The organism is Cellvibrio sp. BR, from assembly GCF_000263355.1.
Taxonomy (GTDB): Bacteria; Pseudomonadota; Gammaproteobacteria; order Pseudomonadales; family Cellvibrionaceae; genus Cellvibrio.
Genome location: NZ_JH668200.1, coordinates 1,018,388 through 1,037,899 on the forward strand (window position 1 = coordinate 1,018,388; position 19,512 = coordinate 1,037,899).

Consider the following 19,512-nt stretch of genomic DNA (forward strand, 5'->3'; position numbering starts at 1 on the left):
TGGCTGATTGTTCCTTGAGCGGATACGGATATAGTGAAATCCCCGTGCTATAAACTGCTAGTATTCCCCCGTCTGGCCAATAATCGTGCCCCCTAATAACCGCGTTAAGAGTCCTGCGTTTATGTTGAATTTTTCCGCAATTCCCGCCGAATTACATGCCCCTGCCCAGCGCTATTGGGATCAATTTGAAGCAGCTGTCCAGAGTCAGAATCTTCCGCATCCGCGCGATTTGTTACCATCCTCGGTTGCCGCTGACGAGTTTTTTCGTCAGTTGACGCGCGCGTTTGTCGCGAGTGAATTTATTGCCAAAACCGTCGCGCAACGGCCGCCGTATTTAATTGAGCTGGTGCAATCTGGTTCGTTGTTTGAGGCGCAGACGGATGCGCATTTGGAGGCATTTGCGGCGGCGGTTAATGCGTGCAATACCGATGCGGAGTTGGATAAATGTCTGCGGCAACAACGGCAGATGGCGATGATCCGGATTATCTGGCGCGACCTGAATCGTGTAGCGGATATGCGCGAGGTGACGGCAGAGTTGTCGCGCTTTGCGGATAAATCCATTTTGCTCGCGGCAGAGTTTCACTATCGCGCTCTTGAAAAAATGTACGGTACACCGATTGGGCGCGAATCGAATTTGGCGCAGCCGTTTATGGTGTTGGGCATGGGGAAATTGGGCGCGGGGGAATTGAATGTCTCCTCGGATATCGACCTGATTTTTACCTTTCCCGAAGGCGGTGAAACCAATCACGCCAGCCGTGCGATTAGCAACCAGGAGTTTTTTATCAAGCTTGGGCAAAAGCTGATTAAAAGTTTGGATACGGTGACTGCCGATGGTTTTGTTTTCCGCGTGGATATGCGTTTGCGCCCGCACGGCCAGAGCGGTGCTTTGGCGATGAGTTTTGTGGGTATGGAAGATTACTACCAGACCCAAGGGCGCGAGTGGGAGCGCTACGCGATGATCAAGGCACGCACGGTAGCGATGGCTGGCGGCGAAGGACAAATTGCTGCGCGCAAATTGCTGGGTAAAATGTTGCAGCCGTTTACCTATCGCCAATATATCGATTTCAGTGCGATTGAATCCCTGCGTGAAATGAAAGGATTAATTGCGCGGCAAGTGCAGCGCAAAGGTATGAATCTCGATGTGAAATTGGGCGAGGGAGGCATCCGTGAAGTGGAATTTGTGGTGCAGGTTTTTCAATTAATTCGCGGCGGACGCGATGCGCGTTTGCGCAAACGCAAAGTGCCGGTGCTCTTGCCGTTTTTGGAGCAGGAAAATTATTTGCCGCCAGGCGCGGGTTCGGCATTGCTTGAAGCCTATATTTTTCTGCGCAATACCGAGCATGCGATTCAAGGTTATCAGGATAAACAAACCCAATCGCTGCCGGTTGATCCTATCGGACAATTACGTTTGGCCTGGGTGATGGGTTTTGAAAATTGGGACAGTTTTTTTGAAACACTCAGTCGCTATCGCCACTGCGTTAACGCCGAATTTAAAGCAGTAATTGCCGCACCGGATGAAGAGGTTTCTGTTGATCAAAAAGCGGTAAGTTTTTGGTTGGGGTTGTGGGAGGGCAGTTTGCAGGGCGAGGATGCCATTCACGCGCTGGAAGCGAGGGATATTGAGGGGGCCGCCGCGCTAATTAAAAACCTTGCCGATCTGCGCGAGAGTCGCACTGTGTTATCGATGCAAGCGAGTGGGCGCACACGTCTGGATGCATTTATCCCGCGTTTACTGCTGATGCTGTTGCAGGAGGCGCAGCGCGGTAAGCTGCCGCTGACTATTGCCGAGGCTTTTGCGCGAGTCATCCCGCTAATCGAGGCGATTGCGCGCCGCAGTGCTTATTTGGTGTTGCTGGTGGAAAACCCTACGGCTATCCAGCAGCTAATTACACTCTGTTCAGCGAGCCCCTGGATTGCTGACCAGCTTGCGCAATATCCAGCGCTGCTCGACGAATTGCTCACCCCGGAAAGTTTGTATGCGCCGCCCGATAAAGACTTGCTGCGCGATGAATTGCGCCGCGATGTGCTGCGCCTGAATTGGGATGACCTTGAAGGCCATATGGAGGCGCTGCGCTATTTCCGCTCGGCCCATGCGCTGCGGGTATCGGCGAGTGAGGTAACTGGTGCATTGCCGTTGATGAAAGTGAGCGATTACCTGACCTGGATCGCCGAGGTGGTGCTGGAGCATGTGCTCAATTTGGGTTGGGAGCATATGGTCGAGCGCCACGGCCGGCCGCGTCGCAGTGATGGTTCGGTCGATACGGCGCCGGATTTTGTGATCGTCGGCTACGGCAAGTTGGGCGGGATTGAGCTGGGGCACGGGTCGGATCTGGATCTGGTGTTTATCCATAATGCCGATGCCAATCTCAGCACCGACGGCGAGCGCGCCATCGACAATATTACCTTTTACACCCGCCTCGGTCAGCGCATCATCCATGTGCTGAATACCTACACGCCCTCGGGCAAACTCTACGAAGTGGATATGCGCTTGCGGCCGTCAGGTAACTCGGGGCTGCTGGTGTCATCGCTCACGGCGTTCGAGAAATATCAGGCCAATGAGGCCTGGACCTGGGAGCATCAGGCCCTGGTGCGCGCACGAGTAGTCGCCGGTAGTGCAGCCCTCGGTGAGGAGTTCGAGCAGGTGCGGCAGCGCATCCTCACGCGCGAGCGGGATCTGGATAAATTGCGCGCTGATGTAAGCGACATGCGCCGCAAGATGCGCGAGCAGTTAGGCTCTGAGTCCAAAGCCAAAAATAGTGCAGTAAATGCCGCTAAAACGCCGGTTTTATTTAATTTGAAACAGGATGCGGGAGGTATCGTGGATATTGAATTTATGGTTCAATACGCGGCCTTGGCTTGGGCATCTAAAGCGCCCGGGATCATCCGGTACACGGACAACATTCGCATACTCGGATCACTGGAAGAGGCAGGTTTACTCGATGCCCAATCCGTGGCCCACCTGATCGCGGCTTACAAAGCATACCGATCCACCGGGCACCGCCTCGCGCTACAGCGTCAGGAGGCGGTATTAGAAGGCGACAATCACTTCCTGACCGAACGCGCGCAAGTCACCGCTTTGTGGCAGCAGCTAATCGATCACAACTGATTTTATCGCCCCGAACATTGAGTGCTGCGCGGCTGTGGCCGCGCCTAACAATCCCTCAAACATACATACAGAATTATTGGAGTTGCTATGTCTTTTGCCGATCGCGACGGCGTTATATGGCTTGATGGTGAACTCATTCCCTGGCGCGACGCCAAGGTTCACGTGTTAACCCACACTTTGCATTACGGTATGGGCGTGTTTGAAGGCGTGCGCGCTTACAACAGCTCAACCATGGGCACCAGTATTTTCCGTCTGCAAGAACACACTGATCGCCTGTTCCGCTCGGCGCACATCATGCGCATGAAAATGCCGTTCACCAAAGACGTGGTGAATGAAGCGCACAAAATGGTGGTGCGTGAAAATGGTTTGGCCGAAGCCTATCTCCGCCCGATGGCATTTTACGGTTCTGAAGGTATGGGCTTGCGCGCCGACAATTTGAAAGTGCATATCATGGTTGCTGCCTGGCACTGGCCTTCGTATATGTCACCGGAAGCGCGCGATCAAGGTATCCGCATCCGCACCTCCAGCTACACTCGCCACCACGTGAATATTTCCATGTGTAAAGCGAAAGCTAACGGTCACTACATCAATTCACTGTTGGCACTGCAAGAAGCGCTGGACAGCGGTTGTGAAGAGGCTCTGTTGCTCGATGCTGAAGGTTATGTGGCAGAAGGCAGCGGCGAGAATTTCTTTTTGGTGCGCGATGGCATTATCTACACACCGGAACTGACTTCTTGTTTGGACGGCATCACCCGCAACACCATTTTCCAATTGGCTGCCGATTGCGGTTATACCATCAAAGAAAAACGCATCACGCGCGATGAAGTCTATATCGCTGACGAAGCATTCTTTACCGGTACTGCAGCAGAAGTATTGCCGATCCGTGAATTGGATGGCCGTATTATCGGTGAAGGTCGTCGTGGCCCGATCACGACCCAGTTGCAGGATTTGTATTTCAAATCCGTACGTGGCGAATTACCCGCGCACACCAACTGGTTGGCGCCGGTTGCAAAATAACCGCCAAACTAACGGAGCCGAATGGCTCCGTTATTGTTTTTCCTCTTCGTAATATCAAACGCCTATGACCGAGTTGTCGCCTGTGATCGAAATGGATTTTCCTGCCGAGTTAAAAAAGATCCAAAAAATTTTGGTGGTTGGCCCTGCATGGATCGGCGATATGATGATGGCGCAAACCTTATTCAAATTACTGAAACTGCGGAATCCACAAGTACACATCGATGTGCTTGCCTCGGGTTGGACGCGCCAATTGCTCGCACGCATGCCAGAAGTTCATCGCGTGATTGATATGCCGCTCGGGCATGGCGCCTTTGGTTTGGGCGCGCGGCGCGCATTAGGCAAATCACTCGCCAGCGAAGGTTACGAGCAAGCCATTGTATTGCCCAATTCTTTTAAATCAGCGTTTATCCCGTTTTTTGCCAATATCCCCCTGCGCACCGGTTGGCGTGGAGAATTTCGTTACGGATTATTAAATGATGTGCGCGTGCTGGATAAAAAGCGCTACCCATTAATGGTTCAGCGCTATGCAGCATTGGCGCTACCAAAAACTGCAGCGCCGTTACACGTTTTTCCTTTTCCGGAATTGCGTGTTGATAAAACACAGCAACCACAATTATTAACAAAGTTTGCGTTGCAGCTTAATCGCCCACTGTTGATACTTTGCCCTGGCGCCGAGTACGGCCCTGCCAAGCGTTGGCCTGAGCATTATTTTGCTGAAATCGCCGATGAAAAAATTCGTGCGGGATGGCAGGTGTGGTTAATGGGGTCGGCTAAAGATAATCTAGTGACTGATGCAATTCGTAATTTGCTGTTGGATGAAGAGCGGCAGCATTGTTATAACCTGGCGGGCAACACGTCGCTGGGTGAGGCGATCGAATTAATGGCCTGCGCTGATGCAGTGCTCAGTAATGATTCGGGTTTGATGCATATCGCTGCAGCGCTGCAAAAACCGTTGGCGGTGATCTATGGCTCTACCTCACCTGAGCACACACCGCCACTCTCCAATAGCGTAAGTATTATCAGCAACAAAATTGAGTGCGCACCTTGTTTTGAGCGTGAGTGTCCTAAAGTGCATCACAAATGTTTGCGCGAATTAATGCCGCAGCAAGTGTTGGTGGCACTTGATAAGTTGCAGAATAAAAAGTTGAATTTTAGTGAGAGGGAAATATGAATATCGCCATTACTATATTCAAGTATTTTCCTTTTGGTGGACTTCAGCGTTATATGCTTGCATTGGCTAATGAAGCTGTTGCTCGTGGTCACAAAGTGACAGTTTTTTGTGGTGTATGGCAAGGCGATTTTCCTGAAGGGGTGGATGTTCGTGTTATCAAACGTCCCGTTTGGTTTAATGTTGCCGGTGTGCGAAGTTTTACCGCTGCATTTCAGGATGTTTATAACAAGTCAGAATTTGATCTGTTGATTGGGTTCAATAAAATGCCAGGGTTAGATTTTTATTTTCTTGGCGATAGCTGTTTTGCGCAAAAAGCTCTTCTGGAACGTTCGTTTTTATATAAATTTGCTCCTCGAAGTGTTTTGTATCTGAATTATGAAAAATCTGTGTTTGGGGGAGATAGTTGCACCAATATATTGACTCAAATAATGAGCGAACAAAAAGTGTTTGCCCGTTTTTATTCGACGGCAATTGATAGATTTTTTTTGTGGCCACCAGATATTTCTCTTAAACATATACAAAGTTCTGGTCTGCCAGAAGTTAAGCTTGAATTTCGTCGAAAATTACACTTGCCAGATGCCGCTAAAATTATTTTATGTATTGGATCTGGGTTTCATACTAAGGGCGTTGATATTAGCATCGCCGCATTTTTTGAATTAACAAAAATTGATACTGATAATAAATATGCTTTGGTAGTAGTTGGTGCAGATGAGCCTGGGCGTTACCTGGAAATTGCTAAAAATTTGGGTGTGGATGCGAGTGTGTTTTTTTTAGGTGCGCTAAGTCCAATTGGTGATGTGCTTGCAGCAGCTGATGTTCTTTTGCATCCGGCGCGTAAAGAAATGGGCGGAAACGTAATCCTTGAATCAATGATTTCTGGCTTGCCTGTCATAGCGAGTAAAGTTTGTGGGTATGCTCCATATATATCAAGGTACTTGATGGGTGAGGTCATTGATAGTGGTGAAAAACCGCAAAATATTGCACGAATTATACTTTCAGTATTAAGTGTGGATAAAAATTATTGGAGCTGCTGTGCGCAAAATCTGTTGCAAAAAGAAAGTTTTTTTTGCAGTACAAAAACGGTCGTTTCTATCTTAGAGGATTTTTTTACTTCGAGCAAACGACATCAAGTGGTTGTCGCTAATTCTAAGCAGAAGGTAATACTGCGTGAAGAGTTGCTCGCAGAGTTTTCAGGGAGAGATATCTTTTCGTTGATGGAGAATATGCCTGGTGTGGTTGCGCGCGAAATGTCTGATCGTCAGACTCTGCGCTTTGAAATAAATGGCCAGGGTTATTACCGTAAATGGCATCGTGGTGTGGGTTGGAAAGAGGTCTTCAAAAACCTTTTACAGTTACGCATGCCTGTACTAGGCGCTAAAAATGAATGGGATGCGCTTAACAAACTGTGTGCGTTGAATGTCCCCAGTTTAGTTCCTCTCGCCTATGGTGTGCGCGGTAAAAGCCCGGCGTATCAGCAGTCATTTATCGTCACGCGTGAGTTAACGGATGTCATCCAGCTGGATCATTTTTTTGAGCAGCATTCAGTAAGTATTAAGACCAAGCGTCTAATTCTAACAAAAATAGCTGTTATTTCACGCGAAATGCATGCTGCAGGCATTAATCATCGTGATTTTTACCTGTGTCATTTTATGTTAGATATGGCCTCTTTGGCAGAGAATGTTGAACCGGATATTTATCTAATTGATTTACATCGTGCCCAGTTGCGTCTACAGGTTCCTGAGCGGTGGTTGATAAAGGACTTGGGGGGCCTATTTTTTTCTTCGCTAAATTTACATTTCACCTCGCGTGATTATTTACACTTTTTGTGTGTTTATTTTAAGCAAGATCTACGTGTTATTTTATCTGACAAAAAAAAACTGCTTGAGAAGATGCGGGCGCGTGCTTGTTCAACATATCGTCGCGACTTTGGTCATGATCCATTATTGCCGGGGTGAAGGGGTTAGTTTTTTATGAATTTATTTAAGTGTGAGTGGCTAGAGCAAAAATTGTTTGCTTGGTCATTCGGTGGGTTATTGGTATTTATAACGGCATTTTTCTGGGCGCCATCGCGCGATGGTCTGGAGGCTGTGTATGCCTTAGCTTTTTTTATTCCAATTCTGTTTGTGTTTTCCTTGAGCAAAATGAGGCTGTATTTTAGTTGCGGCTGGTATTTCGCAAGTGCACTGATCTATGCAATTTATGCAGGGCTAACCACTTTATGGTCTGCGGAGCCAGATATAGGTTATTTCACTCTTCAAGTTGTGGTGTTAACTGTTTGGTTGTTTGGTGTCACTTGGCTGGCATCGCTGAAAGAAATTAATATTGATGTGCTCATGGATCGATTGATCATAGTAGGGATTTTGGTTGGTATATCTTTATTGGTGGTTTTCTATCTTAAAAATGACGTGACATCACGGTTGGCTGGATGGTCAGTTTTGCGCAACCCTAATTCAGTTGGGGCTGCTTTTGGGGTGTTGACTTTTTTTGCATATTTTAAATGGTTGGAATCTAAAAGCATTAAGGGCGATGTTAAATATTTTGTTGCAATAATCTTGTTGGCAATTCCGTTGCTAATGTCGCAAAGCCGGGGAGCGATCCTGGCGTTATTTGTTGTTGCTGCTATGTCGCTACTTTACAGGTGGCCAAGTCCTAAGAAGATTTTTTTACATGTTTTTGCTGCGGGAATTGTTTTTATCGGCGTGCTAATCAAACTTGATGACTTGCTTGTTATGTTTTCGTCTCGTTTGGATGACGGATACCGATTAACGGTATGGACTGAAATCTTCTCTCGCGCAGTAAGTGAACACTTTTGGTTTGGTGTTGGAATGGAAAAGGAAGGGAGAATCATCATTCCCGATGTGGATGTATTTAATCATGCGCATAATGCTTGGCTGGATATTTTCTACAGGACTGGCTTTATTGGCTTGGTCCTGGGGTTAATTCACTTGTTTTATTTGTTGAGTAAGTTTTCACCTTCGAAACAGCTGCTGCCTTTATATCTTTGGCTTTTGTATGGCTGTTTAACCGCTATGGTTGATTCAAGAGGCTTTTTTTGGCAAATCGATGTTAGATGGTTTATGTATTGGATCCCGGCGGGGTTGATTACTGCTTTGCAAATATTGTCACACCCTTCATTTTCTTGTAATCAACGTATACCTGAGCAGTCAATGGAGACTAGATGACAAATAACGCTATCGTTGAAACCACCTCCTGGCGTATCTACCAGCGCCTGCTGCGCTACCTTAAACCTTATTTGCTCTGGTTCGGTGTCAGTGTAGTGGGCTATATCATTTACGCCGCCGCAAACGTGATGTACTCCCATGTAATGGAGCAGCTGGTGGTGGCGATTGAATCTGCCGATCCGGCGGCGCGTTGGTTGGTGCCACTGCTTATTGTGGGGGCGACCCTTATGCGTGGTTTGGGTATGTTTATCGGCGGTTATTTTATGGCGAAGGTGGCCTTTAATGTGGTTAATGACTTGCGCGTGCAGGTGTTTAACCACATGACCCAGTTGCCGGTGAGTGCGTTTGATGAGCGCCCCAGTGGTCATATGATCTCCCTGATTACCTACAACATTAATGGTGTGACGGTAGCCGCTACCGATGCACTAAAAAAAGGTATTCGCGAAGGCGCAACGGTGATTGGCTTGTTGGGCTGGTTGTTCTATCTGGATTGGAAGTTGACGCTGCTGTTTTTATCCGTAGCGCCAATCATGGGGCTACTGGTGACTAAAGTGGCCAGACGTTTGCGTCGCCTGAGTAGTAAAGTGCAGGATTCGGTGGGGGATATCACCCAGGTATCGAGCGAGATGATCAATGGCTATCAGGTGATGCGCACCTTTGGCGGTGAGACCTATGAGCAGGATCGCTTTATGCAGGCGAGCAAAAAGAACTATGCGCAGAATATGAAAATTGTGGTGACCAGTGCGGCCAATGCACCGGTGATGCATTTGTTGATTGCAGTATCCATGAGTTTGTTGATTTATGCCGCGTTGAGTTTTATGCAAATGGATAGCACCGCTGCCTTTATCGGCTACATCACTGCTGTAGGGTTGATTGTCACGCCGATCCGCCAATTAGGTGAAGTGGCACCAATGATTCTCAAGGGTGTGGCGGCAGCGGATAGCGTCTTTACCTTGCTCGATACACCCACAGAAAAAGACACCGGCACCTATGAAGTTGCGCGTGTTAAGGGGGAGGTCAGTTTCAAGGGTCTTGGTTTTAGTTATGCAAATCAGCAGCGGCCTGCACTGCGCAACGTGAATTTGTCGGTACGCGCTGGCGAGGTAATTGCTTTAGTCGGTAGGTCGGGCAGCGGCAAATCCACGCTGGTGAGTTTGCTGAATCGCTTTCACGATACTACTGAGGGCGATGTACTGATTGACGGTGTTTCGGTGCGCGATTACCGCCTCGCGAATTTACGCAGCCATATCGCGTTGGTGAATCAGAATGTGACCTTGTTTAACGATACGGTTGCCGGGAACATCGCCTACGGCAGTTTGCAAACACGCAGTCCTGAAGCTATTCGGGCCGCGGCTGACGCCGCCTATGCGACGGAATTCATCGATAAGCTGCCCGAGGGGTTTGAGACCATGATTGGTGAATCCGGCGCGCGCTTGTCTGGCGGCCAGCGCCAGCGGTTGGCGATTGCCCGTGCGCTGTTAAAAGACGCACCTATCCTGATTTTGGACGAGGCCACCTCCGCACTCGACAATGAATCCGAGCACTATATCCAGGCGGCGCTGGAGCGTGTGATGAAAGGGCGCACCACCTTTGTGATTGCTCATCGCCTGTCGACGATTGAAAACGCCGATCGCATTATTGTGATGGAGCAGGGCGAAATTATGGAGCAGGGCACCCACGCCGAGCTGATTGCGCTTGGTGGGCATTATGCGCGGCTGCATGCCAAAGAATTTAATGACCAGGATGAGTCGGCTTAGTGGTTAGCGCCGGTACAGATTGATACTGGCGATCAGTGTGAAATTAATGTGAATGACAGGAATGGGTTTTTTAATGGAACTTACCTCTGCAGGAATGACTATGCATATAACGATGCCCCATTTTGAAAATGCGCGTGTATTGGTGGTGGGCGATGTGATGTTGGATCGCTATTGGCATGGCATGAGTACTCGCATTTCGCCGGAGGCGCCAGTCCCCGTCGTGAATGTCAATCAAACCGAAGATCGCCCCGGTGGCGCCGCCAACGTGGCATTGAATATGAGTGCCCTGGGGTGCAAGGTGTCATTGGTGGGAGTGATTGGCAATGACGAAGCGGGCGAGATTCTGCAGCGCAGCCTCGCGGCGGCCAAGGTGCAGGCTGATTTTCAAATCTCTGCCACCAAACCCACAGTAACCAAATTGCGTGTTATCAGCCATCACCAACAGCTGTTGCGCATGGATTTTGAGGACAAATACGGCCCTGAAGACAGTTGCGATTTTGTCGCCAAAGTTGAGCGGTTGATTGCGGATGTTGATGTGCTGGTGCTCTCCGACTATGCCAAAGGCAGCTTGCAGGACTGCAGTTCGCTGATTGCCCTCGCGCACAAGGCGGGCATTCCGGTTCTGGTCGACCCTAAAGGTGATGATTTCAACCGCTATCAGGGCGCTGACGTTATCACTCCCAATTTTGCCGAATTTGAAACGATTGTGGGCGAGTGTGCGAGTGAGGAAGAAATCGTCGCCCGCGGCGAAACCCTCATGGCTGGCCTTGACTTGCAGGCCTTGCTGGTGACTCGCGGCGAACATGGCCTCAGCCTGTTGCGCCCCGGCCAAGCGGAGCTGCATTTGCCAGCGCGCGGCCGCGAAGTATTTGATGTAACCGGCGCGGGCGATACCGTTATCGCGACACTGGCCGCTGCTATTGCATCCGGGCAGCGCCTGCCTGAGGCAACGGCGCTGGCGAATATTGCCGCCGGTATAGTGGTGGGCAAATTGGGTACGGCTATTGTGAGTGGCCCGGAGTTGCGTCGCGCCATTATTGCGGATCAGGGTGCGCAAAGGGGGGTGGTGAGCGAAGAGCAGCTGCTGTTGGCGATAGAAGATGCCCGCGCCGCTGGCGAGCGCATTGTATTCACCAACGGCTGTTTCGATATTATCCACGCCGGCCATGTCGGTTACCTGGAGGAGGCGCGCAAGCAGGGAGATCGCCTGATTGTGGCGGTGAATTCCGATGCTTCCATCCGTAAACTCAAAGGTGTAGGTCGCCCCATCAACCCGCTTGATCGCCGCATGGCGGTGCTGGCAGGTCTGGAAGCTGTCGATTGGGTGGTGCCTTTTGAGGAGGATACCCCCGAACGTTTATTGCGCCGCGTCAAACCTGAAGTATTGGTCAAAGGTGGTGATTACCGCGCCGATCAGGTAGTTGGCGCACCGCTGGTCAAAGCTTACGGCGGCGAGGTACGGGTGCTGGGTTTTGTCGAAAACTGCTCGACTACCTCGATTGTGAATAAAATTCTGCATCAGTAATCTCACAGTGCAGCTATAACCGCTATGGCTGCACATTTTTGGTGCCGCCTTGTCATCAGATATTGACTAGACTTCGTATAGTGTCTTATCCGACAACAAGGTGTTCCTGTGAAAACCTCATACCCCTCTCGTTCTGCTTATCCATCCTCTTCCCGAACCAGTAGTCTGGTTGATTTTGTGATTAACTATCGTCACCACATCGATAACATCATGCTTTGGGTAACGGGGCTGGCGTGGCTTATGTCGCTGCTCTACGCAGCGGTACATGGCACCTGGATGCTGGCATTGGTTGTCGGTGGTTTGTTTATGGGCATTAACTGGTTTGCCATCAAACTGGTGAATCATCCACAGATCACACCGGCAATCATTGCCATTGTTTATATGTTGTTTGTTTCGCTTCATGTGCATCAACTCAAGGGCATGATTGAGGCGCATTTTGGTTATTTTGTATTTCTGGCTGCACTTTTTACCTACCTTGATTGGCGCCCCTTAATCTGGGCTGCTGTCGCCGCTGCGGTGTTGCATGTGGTTATTCACCTGCTGCAAGAGGCGGGCGTCCCGATTTATCTTTTCCCTGATCATATGCACTCCTGGTCGATAGTGGCCATGCACGCCTTTTATGTGGTTATTGAAACCGCGGTGCTGGTGGTTCTGGTGCGGCTTGCCAGTCGCTTGTTAATAGTGGCTCACGAGTTGGTTGAGGTCACCGAAACGATGGTGGTTGATGATAGCCGTATCGATCTGGGGGTTCGCTCCCGCGCGCGCAACAATGCTATTTTGGATCGATTAAATTGGCTGCTGGAGTCTATTGCCCAAGCGGTTCGCTCTGCCTTGTCCGCACAGGATGAGGCGGATAAAAACCTGAGTGTGCTCGCTGCTAATGCCGGTGAGCTGGTAAATATGGCGGGGCAATCGCGCCGTGGCGCGCAAGTCATTCGCCATGCTATGGACAATATGCATCAATCGTTTGTGGAGGTTGCCGCGCAGATCCAGCGCGCGGCCGTGCTCACCGAGGAGACGGTTCATGCCCAGCGCGAGGGGCAAGTGGCAGTGAAGGTCGCGCGCGAGGGGATTGCCGAGTTGTCGCGTATTTTGGGGGATACCGCCCACTCTATCGATACCTTGGCGAGTGATTGTGCTGCCATTACGTCTACCCTGACAGAAATACAGGGCATAGCTGAACAAACCAATTTGCTGGCGCTCAACGCGGCGATTGAGGCGGCTCGTGCCGGAGAGCAGGGCCGTGGTTTTGCCGTAGTTGCGGATGAAGTGCGCACCTTGGCGCGACGCACCCAGGTCTCCACCGAAAATATCAAACAGATCGTCAGTCGTTTGGTGTCAGGCTCAAGCGCATCGGTGCAGGCGATGAGTGAAAGTCGACAGCGCGTACTGGCGAATGTCACCAGTTCCGAGGCGGTAGAGCAGATCTTTGGCCGTATTGCCAAAGCAGTTACCGAGATCAATAAAATTAGCCAACAAATCGCGGCCGCCACTGAAGAGCAGACCCAGGCTTCCGAGTCCATTACCCAGCAAACCGGACAATTGGATAGTTTGAGTGAGGAAACGGCGCGCATTGTGGCGCAGAATCGCCAGATGATTGCGCATTTACAAAGTGCATTTGCGGAGCTGCAACAAGCCTTGACCAAATTTCACTAAGCGATGGTGTCGATTCGGCAGCATAAAAAAAGCCCCCGTCAGCACAACTGGCGGGGGCTTTGTTTTATGGGTTATGGGTTATAGGGCGCGGCGATTAAGCCGCCAGCTCCAGAATTTCACGGGAGGCTTCCGGGGTGATGGCGCCGTGCTCACCCAGTGCCAGCAGCTCGTGTTTGATCAGCATATCGACCAACTTGGGGATGGAGTCGCGGCCTACACCGTAGCCACTGAGCGTGGTGGGGGTGCCCATCTGCTCAAAGAAACCGCGGGTGGCGGCGATGGCGGCATCGATCAAAGCCTCTTCATCGCTGTGATTCAGGTTCCATACGCGGCGACCGTATTGCACCAGCTTGGCGTGTTTTTTCGCGCGCTGATGTTGCATCACTGCCGGTAAAACAACCGCCAGGGTTTGGGCGTGATCCAAGCCATGCATCGCCGTCAGTTCGTGGCCGATCATATGGGTCGCCCAGTCTTGCGGTACACCCACACCGATCAAACCGTTGAGCGCCATAGTCGCGGCCCACATTACATTGGCGCGCACGGCGTAGTTGGTCGGCTCTTTCAGCGAGCGCGGACCTTCTTCGATCAAGGTCATCAATAGGCCTTCGGCAAAACGATCTTGCACCTTGGCGTCTACCGGGTAAGTCAGGTACTGCTCCATAATGTGCACAAAGGCATCCACTGCACCGTTGGCAATCTGGCGCGGTGGCAGGCTGTAAGTGGTGGTGGGGTCGAGAATTGCAAATTGTGGATACACCAGCGGGCTGCCGAACGCCAGTTTCTCGTGGGTGGCTGCTTTGGTGATCACCGAATTGCCATTGCTTTCGGTGCCGGTGGCAGGCAGTGTCAAGATGCAGCCAATAGGCAGGGCGCTATTAAACGGCGCATGTTTAGCCAGAATATCCCAGGGTTCACCGTCAAAATTCACCGCCGCTGCAATCAGTTTGGTGCCGTCAATCACGCTGCCACCACCAACGGGCAAGAGGAAATCGATCTGCTCTTTTTTGACCAGTTCTACTGCTTGCATCAGGGTTTCATAATGGGGGTTGGGTTCGATACCACAGAACTCAAACCAGGTTTTGCCTTCCAGTGCTTTAACAACTTGATCATAAACACCGTTCTTTTTGATGGAGCCGCCGCCATAGGTCACCAGAATGCGGGCATTGGCGGGAATCAGGTTGGCAATTTCTTTGATTTGGCCTTCACCAAAAACAATTTTGGTGGGGTTGGAAAAAGTAAAATTTTGCATGGCATATAATCCGGTAAAAGATAATTAATATTGTATTACAAATTGGCTATCACTTTAGCTGTTGCACTGCATTAACACGATGGGGTTTACCCAAATTTACGAGCGAATAATCGACAGCTGGTTGCCGTCGATGCGAAAAGGAATCGCCTCAAGCTTGCGGCCAGCGCAGGGCCCAGCCACACATTTACCTGAGTCGATCACAAACAGTGCGCCGTGGTTGGCGCATTGGATCATGGTGCCGCTGCTATCCAGAAACTGGTGTTCTACCCATTCCAGCGGTATGCCCAAATGGGGGCAGGCATTGCGATAGACAACTATCTTGTCCTGCTGCTTGACCACCAGCAGTTTGAGATCGCCCTGTACAAACCCTCTGCTACTGCCCTCGGGTATTTCGTCAAGCGTGCACAGGGGGATCAATGCAGTCACAGATATCAACTCAGGTTGGGGCTAGTCAGGGCTAGTCAGGCGCAATTTGCGGGTGAGTAGTTTGCCATCGCGCACCACACTGACATTAACCTTATCACCGGGTTTGTAGTGTTCCAGAGCGCTGAGTAGTTGATCGTCGTTGGTGACTGGATAGTCCTCAATCGCCACAATCACATCGCCCAAACTGATTTGCCCCCAACTATTGCGTTTGGCGCCTTGCAGACCGGCTTGCGCGGCGGCGGAGTTGGGTTCTACCCGTAAAATGGGCACGCCCTGAATACCAATTTGTTGCGCCCAGTGATCGGGTGCCACCGCTACGCCCAATACGGGGCGCACGATGCGGCCATGTTTAATCAGCTCCGGCACCACTTCTTTTACGGTATTCACTGGAATCGCAAAGCCGATGCCAGCGCTCGCACCGCTGGGGCTATAGATCATGGTATTCACACCAATCAGCTTGCCCTCGGAGTTGAGTAGCGGCCCGCCCGAGTTGCCGGGGTTGATGGCGGCGTCTGTCTGGATCACATTGGTAATTTTGCGTTGGTTGGGCGATTCAATTTCACGCCCCAAGGCGCTTACCACACCCGTTGTCAGGGTGGCATCCAACCCAAAAGGGTTGCCAATGGCTAACACCTTGCGGCCAACACGCAGGTCGGCTGAGTCACCCAGTGGCAAAGCGGTTAATTGGTCGGCGGGCGCTTTAATCCGCAGTACGGCTAAATCCCGCTCCGGTGCTAAACCCACCACTTCGGCGGGCCAGTTGGATTGATCTTGCAGGGTGATGGTGATTTGACGGGCGCCCTCTACCACGTGGTAGTTGGTGACTATGTAACCGCGTTCATCCCACACAAAACCGGTGCCGGAACCGCGTGGCACCGTGACGAGATCAAACGAGTAGGGGTTGCGCGCCAGCTGTTGATTGGTGACAAAAACGACGCTCGGGCGAGCGGCGTCAAACACCTCCATGCTATTGCGCTCATCATCGGTGGAAAAAGCATTGGCGACAGCGCTCAAGGCGCTGGCGCCACTCATTAAGGTAACAAGCAGCCAGCGCCAGAGTGTCATGCGGCGATCCTCGTACTTAGGCGGCGTCGCGCAGGGCTTGGATACGCGCTTCCAGCGGTGGGTGGCTGGCAAATAGGCTGCGCATACCACCGCTGATACCAAAGGCGCGCATGCTGCTTGGCATTTGGCTTTCTGCACCGGCGCCGCTTTCAGCTTGCAAGCGTTGCAAGGCGCGAATCATGGCACCGCGATCCGCCAGCGTAGCACCGGCGTGGTCGGCGCGGAATTCACGGTAGCGGGAGAAGGCCGCCACAATCATCGAGGCTAAAACACCCAGTACGATTTCAGCGACAAAGGTGGCGATCATAAAACCAAAGCCACGGCCGCTTTCATTCTTGAGCAATACACGGTCGACAAAGTCGCCAATGATGCGCGCAAAGAACATCACAAAGGTGTTCACCACACCCTGGATTAGGCTGAGAGTAATCATGTCGCCATTGGCAACGTGGCCGATTTCGTGCGCTAACACAGCCTTCACTTCGTCGCGCTCAAAGCGTTGCAGCAGGCCAAGGCTCACCGCCACCAGCGCCGCGTTGCGGTTCCAACCGGTGGCAAAGGCATTGGATTCCTGTGCGGGGAATACACCGATTTCCGGGGTTTTAATGCCAGCTTTTTGCGACAGCTCTACCACGGTATCAACCAGCCATTGCTCATCGGCATTGCGGGGTTGGTCAATCAATTGCACGCCCATGGTCTTTTTTGCCATCCACTTGGAAATGAACAGCGAGATAAAGGAGCCGACAAAACCAAAGACCGCACAGAATACCAGCAGGTTCTGCAAATCCAGTCCACCTGCTGTGCGATAGCTGCCTACACCCAAAAGGCTGAGCACAATGCCGGCAACAACCAGAACCGCGATGTTCGTTAACAGAAACAAGCCAATACGTAACACGATAGGATCTCCCATAGAAGTTGATGCGCTGGTTTATACGCAGCGTCGGGGGAGTATATGTGTGCAGGGAGGGATTATTTCAATCGCGGCAGGTTAAGAATCGCAAAAAATCACGGCAAAAGAAAAATGGCCGCCACAGGGGCGGCCCAAGCAACCGTGTTAGCCAAGAGACTTGTGCAGAAATGCTCGCAGAGAAAGTCCCAAGGGGTGAGCCGTTTTAACAATCGACTTGCAGGGCGATCATCAATTCCGCTCAGCTGCTGTGGGGAGAAATCCGCAGCAACGAATTAACGATAATCGTTCTCATTTGTTCGGTCAAGTCTTTTTTGAGAATAATTCTTGTTTGTGAGGTTGTGTTTTAAAGTTCCGGGCTTTTGAGTTGCAGCAACTGGCTATTTAGCTGGTTAATTTTGGCGGCCATTTCCTCGATAAGCCCCAAGCAAATCTGGGGTTGATGCTCAATCAAGGCGATAAACTCCTCTTTGCGTACCGCCAGTACAGTGCAATCACTGGTCGCCACCACCGAAGCCATCCGTGGTTGGCGAGTGAATACGGCGAGGGCGCCAAAAATTTCGTTCGGGTGGATCTGCCCCACAGTGACACCATCGCATACTGCCTTGGCGGAACCCTCCAACAGGGTATAAACCTGATCCGCGGTATCGCCTTGCTGGATAATGGTTTCACCGCTGCGGAAGTGTAAAAAACCAGCGGCAGGTTGGAATTCACCACGCAGTTCCTGGGTGAGTGCCTGCTCAAAGTAGCTGATGGAGCAGACCAAAAAGTAAGTCCAATTGCGCTGGTATTTCAGGTCGCTGTTGGCCTGCTCGACCAGCGCGTCGCGTTCGTAGGCCACTAGTTCCACCGGGCTGCTGCAGCTGAATTGGCCTTGCGGCAAGTTCAGTGAGCGCGGTAATCCGAGCAGGTCGCCCGCCTCAAAATGCATGACCAGCTTGCCCTGCAGGTAATAATCGACCTGGCCTTCCATGAGGCGCAGTAGGCGGGTGGGGGCGATATCGGCAAAAATGTCATCGCTCGCGGCGACCCGAAAAGGCTCCTCAGCCGGTGTTACCGGTGTGCAGATGAGTTCAGTCAGCGCACCCAGTTTGGCGGCCAGCTCGGACATTAATTCGGATTGTTTGGTTGAAAGGTACATAGAATCCCCGGCGACAAAAACACTAAATTAGGCAAAGTTTTAGTGTAGCCTGTGACGGAGAAAAAACTGCGTGTAAAACCACATCTGCGCACAGATGTGGTTTTTATTTATGCGGTGGCGTGAGTTAGCTCGTCGGGTTGTTCGGCTTCTTGCACCAAGCGGGCTTTAAGGTCAGGGGGAATGTCGTTCCAGTGAATATCCATCAGTGCACCCTCAAGGGCGTAGAGCATGACTTTGGATACATTAATATTGCGGGCGCGAATGCGGCGATAAGTTTCTACTGCCCCCAGACGCTTGAGATCCGCGTGGGTATTAATCCCTATTGCGCGGAGGATATTGACCGATGCTACGCCCAGATTCTTTAACTGTAATAACTCACTTTGACAGGCTGTCATACAGTGCGACTCTCCATTATTGTTGTCGGATGTTGTGTTCAAATTTTCCGTTTACTGCGGGCCTTATCTTACAGGCTTGATTTAGTGGTGCAATTCTTTTTATGGGGCTTCGGTCAAAAAATTAGCTACGCAATATTGAGTGCCAGCGCGAAGTTTGTGCGCTACCGCGCTTAGTGTCGGTGATCATGAGCGTGGAAAAATTTGGATAATTAATAGCTATGCACAATTGGATGAAACAATTATTACTCGGGCTGGATGAGCGCGAGTTAATTGAATTACCTGCGCTGCAATGCCGTGTGCATCGCGCGTTGGAAACCCCGTTGCTAGGTTTGCAAACACGCGCGGCAGCCGCCGGTTTTGATTTGCGAATTGCCAGCAGTTATCGCAGTTTTGAGCGCCAGCGGATGATCTGGAATAACAAGGCATTGGGGTTGCGTCCGGTGCTGGATAGCGCCGGAGCACCGCTGGATTTAAGCCTAATGAGCGAGCGGGATATTGTCCTGGCGATTCTGCGCTGGTCGGCATTGCCCGGCGCATCGCGCCATCACTGGGGCACCGATATTGATGTGTATGATGCATCGCGCATTGCGCCTGATTATCAATTGCAACTTACGGTGGCAGAGACGGAAGGTGATGGCCCTTTCGCAAAATTTCATTGCTGGTTGAGCGAGGAGTTGTGTACTTCTACCGGTAATTTTTTTCGCCCTTACGCGCAGGATTGCGGCGGCATAGCCCCCGAGCCCTGGCATTTAAGTTATGCACCACTGGCCAATGAATTTGCCCGGGAATATTCCGAAACCTTGTTGCGTGAGCAATTGGAGAAGACGGAGTTGCAATTAAAAAATACTGTACTGGAAAGCCTGAGTGAAATTTATCAGCGTTTTATTTGTATCAGTAAACCTTAACCCAAAAGCCACC

At 51.0% G+C, this 19,512-nt stretch carries 15 protein-coding genes; 9 read left to right on the plus strand and 6 right to left on the minus strand.

The window, feature by feature from the left end; genetic code table 11:
- The first annotated feature begins 121 nt into the window (after positions 1 to 121).
- From glnE to O59_RS04235, 8 genes are all read left to right on the plus strand, one after another.
- Entirely contained in the window at positions 122 to 3,106 is a 2,985-nt protein-coding gene (glnE, locus tag O59_RS04200) for a bifunctional [glutamate--ammonia ligase]-adenylyl-L-tyrosine phosphorylase/[glutamate--ammonia-ligase] adenylyltransferase (protein WP_007639819.1), read from the plus strand.
- 87 nt (positions 3,107 to 3,193) lie between these two features.
- Positions 3,194 to 4,123: a branched-chain amino acid transaminase gene (locus tag O59_RS04205; protein ID WP_007639820.1), complete on the plus strand. Its 930-nt coding sequence runs from the start codon at positions 3,194 to 3,196 to the stop codon at positions 4,121 to 4,123.
- Between the two features lie 64 nt (positions 4,124 to 4,187).
- Complete coding sequence (gene waaF / locus O59_RS04210; RefSeq protein ID WP_007639821.1) at positions 4,188 to 5,294, plus strand: lipopolysaccharide heptosyltransferase II; 1,107 nt, start codon at positions 4,188 to 4,190, stop codon at positions 5,292 to 5,294.
- Complete coding sequence (gene rfaP / locus O59_RS20890; protein ID WP_007639824.1) at positions 5,291 to 7,249, plus strand: lipopolysaccharide core heptose(I) kinase RfaP; 1,959 nt, start codon at positions 5,291 to 5,293, stop codon at positions 7,247 to 7,249. The genes waaF and rfaP overlap by 4 nt, the downstream gene beginning before the upstream one ends.
- A gap of 15 nt (positions 7,250 to 7,264) precedes the next feature.
- On the plus strand, positions 7,265 to 8,476 hold the full coding sequence (locus O59_RS04220; RefSeq protein WP_007639825.1) for an O-antigen ligase: 1,212 nt from the start codon (positions 7,265 to 7,267) through the stop codon (positions 8,474 to 8,476).
- Positions 8,473 to 10,233: a lipid A export permease/ATP-binding protein MsbA gene (gene msbA / locus O59_RS04225; RefSeq protein ID WP_007639827.1), complete on the plus strand. Its 1,761-nt coding sequence runs from the start codon at positions 8,473 to 8,475 to the stop codon at positions 10,231 to 10,233. Before O59_RS04220 ends, msbA begins: the two co-directional genes overlap by 4 nt.
- A 100-nt stretch (positions 10,234 to 10,333) precedes the next feature.
- Entirely contained in the window at positions 10,334 to 11,758 is a 1,425-nt protein-coding gene (hldE, locus tag O59_RS04230) for a bifunctional D-glycero-beta-D-manno-heptose-7-phosphate kinase/D-glycero-beta-D-manno-heptose 1-phosphate adenylyltransferase HldE (RefSeq protein ID WP_040391153.1), read from the plus strand.
- A 108-nt stretch (positions 11,759 to 11,866) separates the two neighbouring features.
- Positions 11,867 to 13,414, plus strand: coding sequence for a methyl-accepting chemotaxis protein (locus O59_RS04235; RefSeq protein ID WP_157152447.1), 1,548 nt, complete (start codon positions 11,867 to 11,869; stop codon positions 13,412 to 13,414).
- 94 nt (positions 13,415 to 13,508) lie between these two features.
- Here O59_RS04235 and O59_RS04240 read toward each other — a convergent pair whose 3' ends face one another.
- From O59_RS04240 to O59_RS04265, 6 genes are all read right to left on the minus strand, one after another.
- Positions 13,509 to 14,663 carry an iron-containing alcohol dehydrogenase gene (locus O59_RS04240; protein WP_007639832.1) on the minus strand — a complete coding sequence of 385 codons (1,155 nt, stop codon included), beginning with the start codon at positions 14,661 to 14,663 and terminating at the stop codon, positions 13,509 to 13,511.
- Between the two features lie 96 nt (positions 14,664 to 14,759).
- Positions 14,760 to 15,089 carry a Rieske (2Fe-2S) protein gene (locus O59_RS04245; RefSeq protein WP_007639834.1) on the minus strand — a complete coding sequence of 110 codons (330 nt, stop codon included), beginning with the start codon at positions 15,087 to 15,089 and terminating at the stop codon, positions 14,760 to 14,762.
- Between the two features lie 21 nt (positions 15,090 to 15,110).
- Complete coding sequence (locus O59_RS04250) at positions 15,111 to 16,154, minus strand: S1C family serine protease (protein WP_007639839.1); 1,044 nt, start codon at positions 16,152 to 16,154, stop codon at positions 15,111 to 15,113.
- Positions 16,155 to 16,170: 16 nt separating this feature from the next.
- The gene (gene htpX, locus O59_RS04255) at positions 16,171 to 17,046 is read right to left on the minus strand and encodes a protease HtpX (protein WP_007639841.1); all 876 of its coding nucleotides are present in this window, start codon (positions 17,044 to 17,046) and stop codon (positions 16,171 to 16,173) included.
- A gap of 358 nt (positions 17,047 to 17,404) precedes the next feature.
- Complete coding sequence (locus tag O59_RS04260) at positions 17,405 to 18,199, minus strand: Crp/Fnr family transcriptional regulator (protein ID WP_007639842.1); 795 nt, start codon at positions 18,197 to 18,199, stop codon at positions 17,405 to 17,407.
- A 107-nt stretch (positions 18,200 to 18,306) separates the two neighbouring features.
- Positions 18,307 to 18,594, minus strand: coding sequence for a TfoX/Sxy family protein (locus tag O59_RS04265; protein WP_007639843.1), 288 nt, complete (start codon positions 18,592 to 18,594; stop codon positions 18,307 to 18,309).
- A gap of 230 nt (positions 18,595 to 18,824) precedes the next feature.
- Here O59_RS04265 and O59_RS04270 point away from each other — a divergent pair, with 230 nt between their 5' ends.
- Positions 18,825 to 19,499 carry a M15 family metallopeptidase gene (locus O59_RS04270; RefSeq protein ID WP_157152448.1) on the plus strand — a complete coding sequence of 225 codons (675 nt, stop codon included), beginning with the start codon at positions 18,825 to 18,827 and terminating at the stop codon, positions 19,497 to 19,499.
- Positions 19,500 to 19,512 lie beyond the last annotated feature (13 nt).

Bases quoted from the DNA above. Each gene is read 5' to 3' on its own strand.
- glnE (WP_007639819.1), top strand. From the start codon at position 122: ATGTTGAATTTTTCCGCAATTCCCGCCGAATTACATGCCCCTGCCCAG.
- waaF (WP_007639821.1), top strand. From the start codon at position 4,188: ATGACCGAGTTGTCGCCTGTGATCGAAATGGATTTTCCTGCCGAGTTA.
- O59_RS04205 (WP_007639820.1), top strand. From the start codon at position 3,194: ATGTCTTTTGCCGATCGCGACGGCGTTATATGGCTTGATGGTGAACTC.
- O59_RS04250 (WP_007639839.1), bottom strand. From the start codon at position 16,154: ATGACACTCTGGCGCTGGCTGCTTGTTACCTTAATGAGTGGCGCCAGC.
- O59_RS04265 (WP_007639843.1), bottom strand. From the start codon at position 18,594: ATGACAGCCTGTCAAAGTGAGTTATTACAGTTAAAGAATCTGGGCGTA.
- rfaP (WP_007639824.1), top strand. From the start codon at position 5,291: ATGAATATCGCCATTACTATATTCAAGTATTTTCCTTTTGGTGGACTT.
- O59_RS04220 (WP_007639825.1), top strand. From the start codon at position 7,265: ATGAATTTATTTAAGTGTGAGTGGCTAGAGCAAAAATTGTTTGCTTGG.
- O59_RS04260 (WP_007639842.1), bottom strand. From the start codon at position 18,199: ATGTACCTTTCAACCAAACAATCCGAATTAATGTCCGAGCTGGCCGCC.
- O59_RS04240 (WP_007639832.1), bottom strand. From the start codon at position 14,663: ATGCAAAATTTTACTTTTTCCAACCCCACCAAAATTGTTTTTGGTGAA.
- O59_RS04270 (WP_157152448.1), top strand. From the start codon at position 18,825: ATGAAACAATTATTACTCGGGCTGGATGAGCGCGAGTTAATTGAATTA.
- msbA (WP_007639827.1), top strand. From the start codon at position 8,473: ATGACAAATAACGCTATCGTTGAAACCACCTCCTGGCGTATCTACCAG.
- hldE (WP_040391153.1), top strand. From the start codon at position 10,334: ATGCATATAACGATGCCCCATTTTGAAAATGCGCGTGTATTGGTGGTG.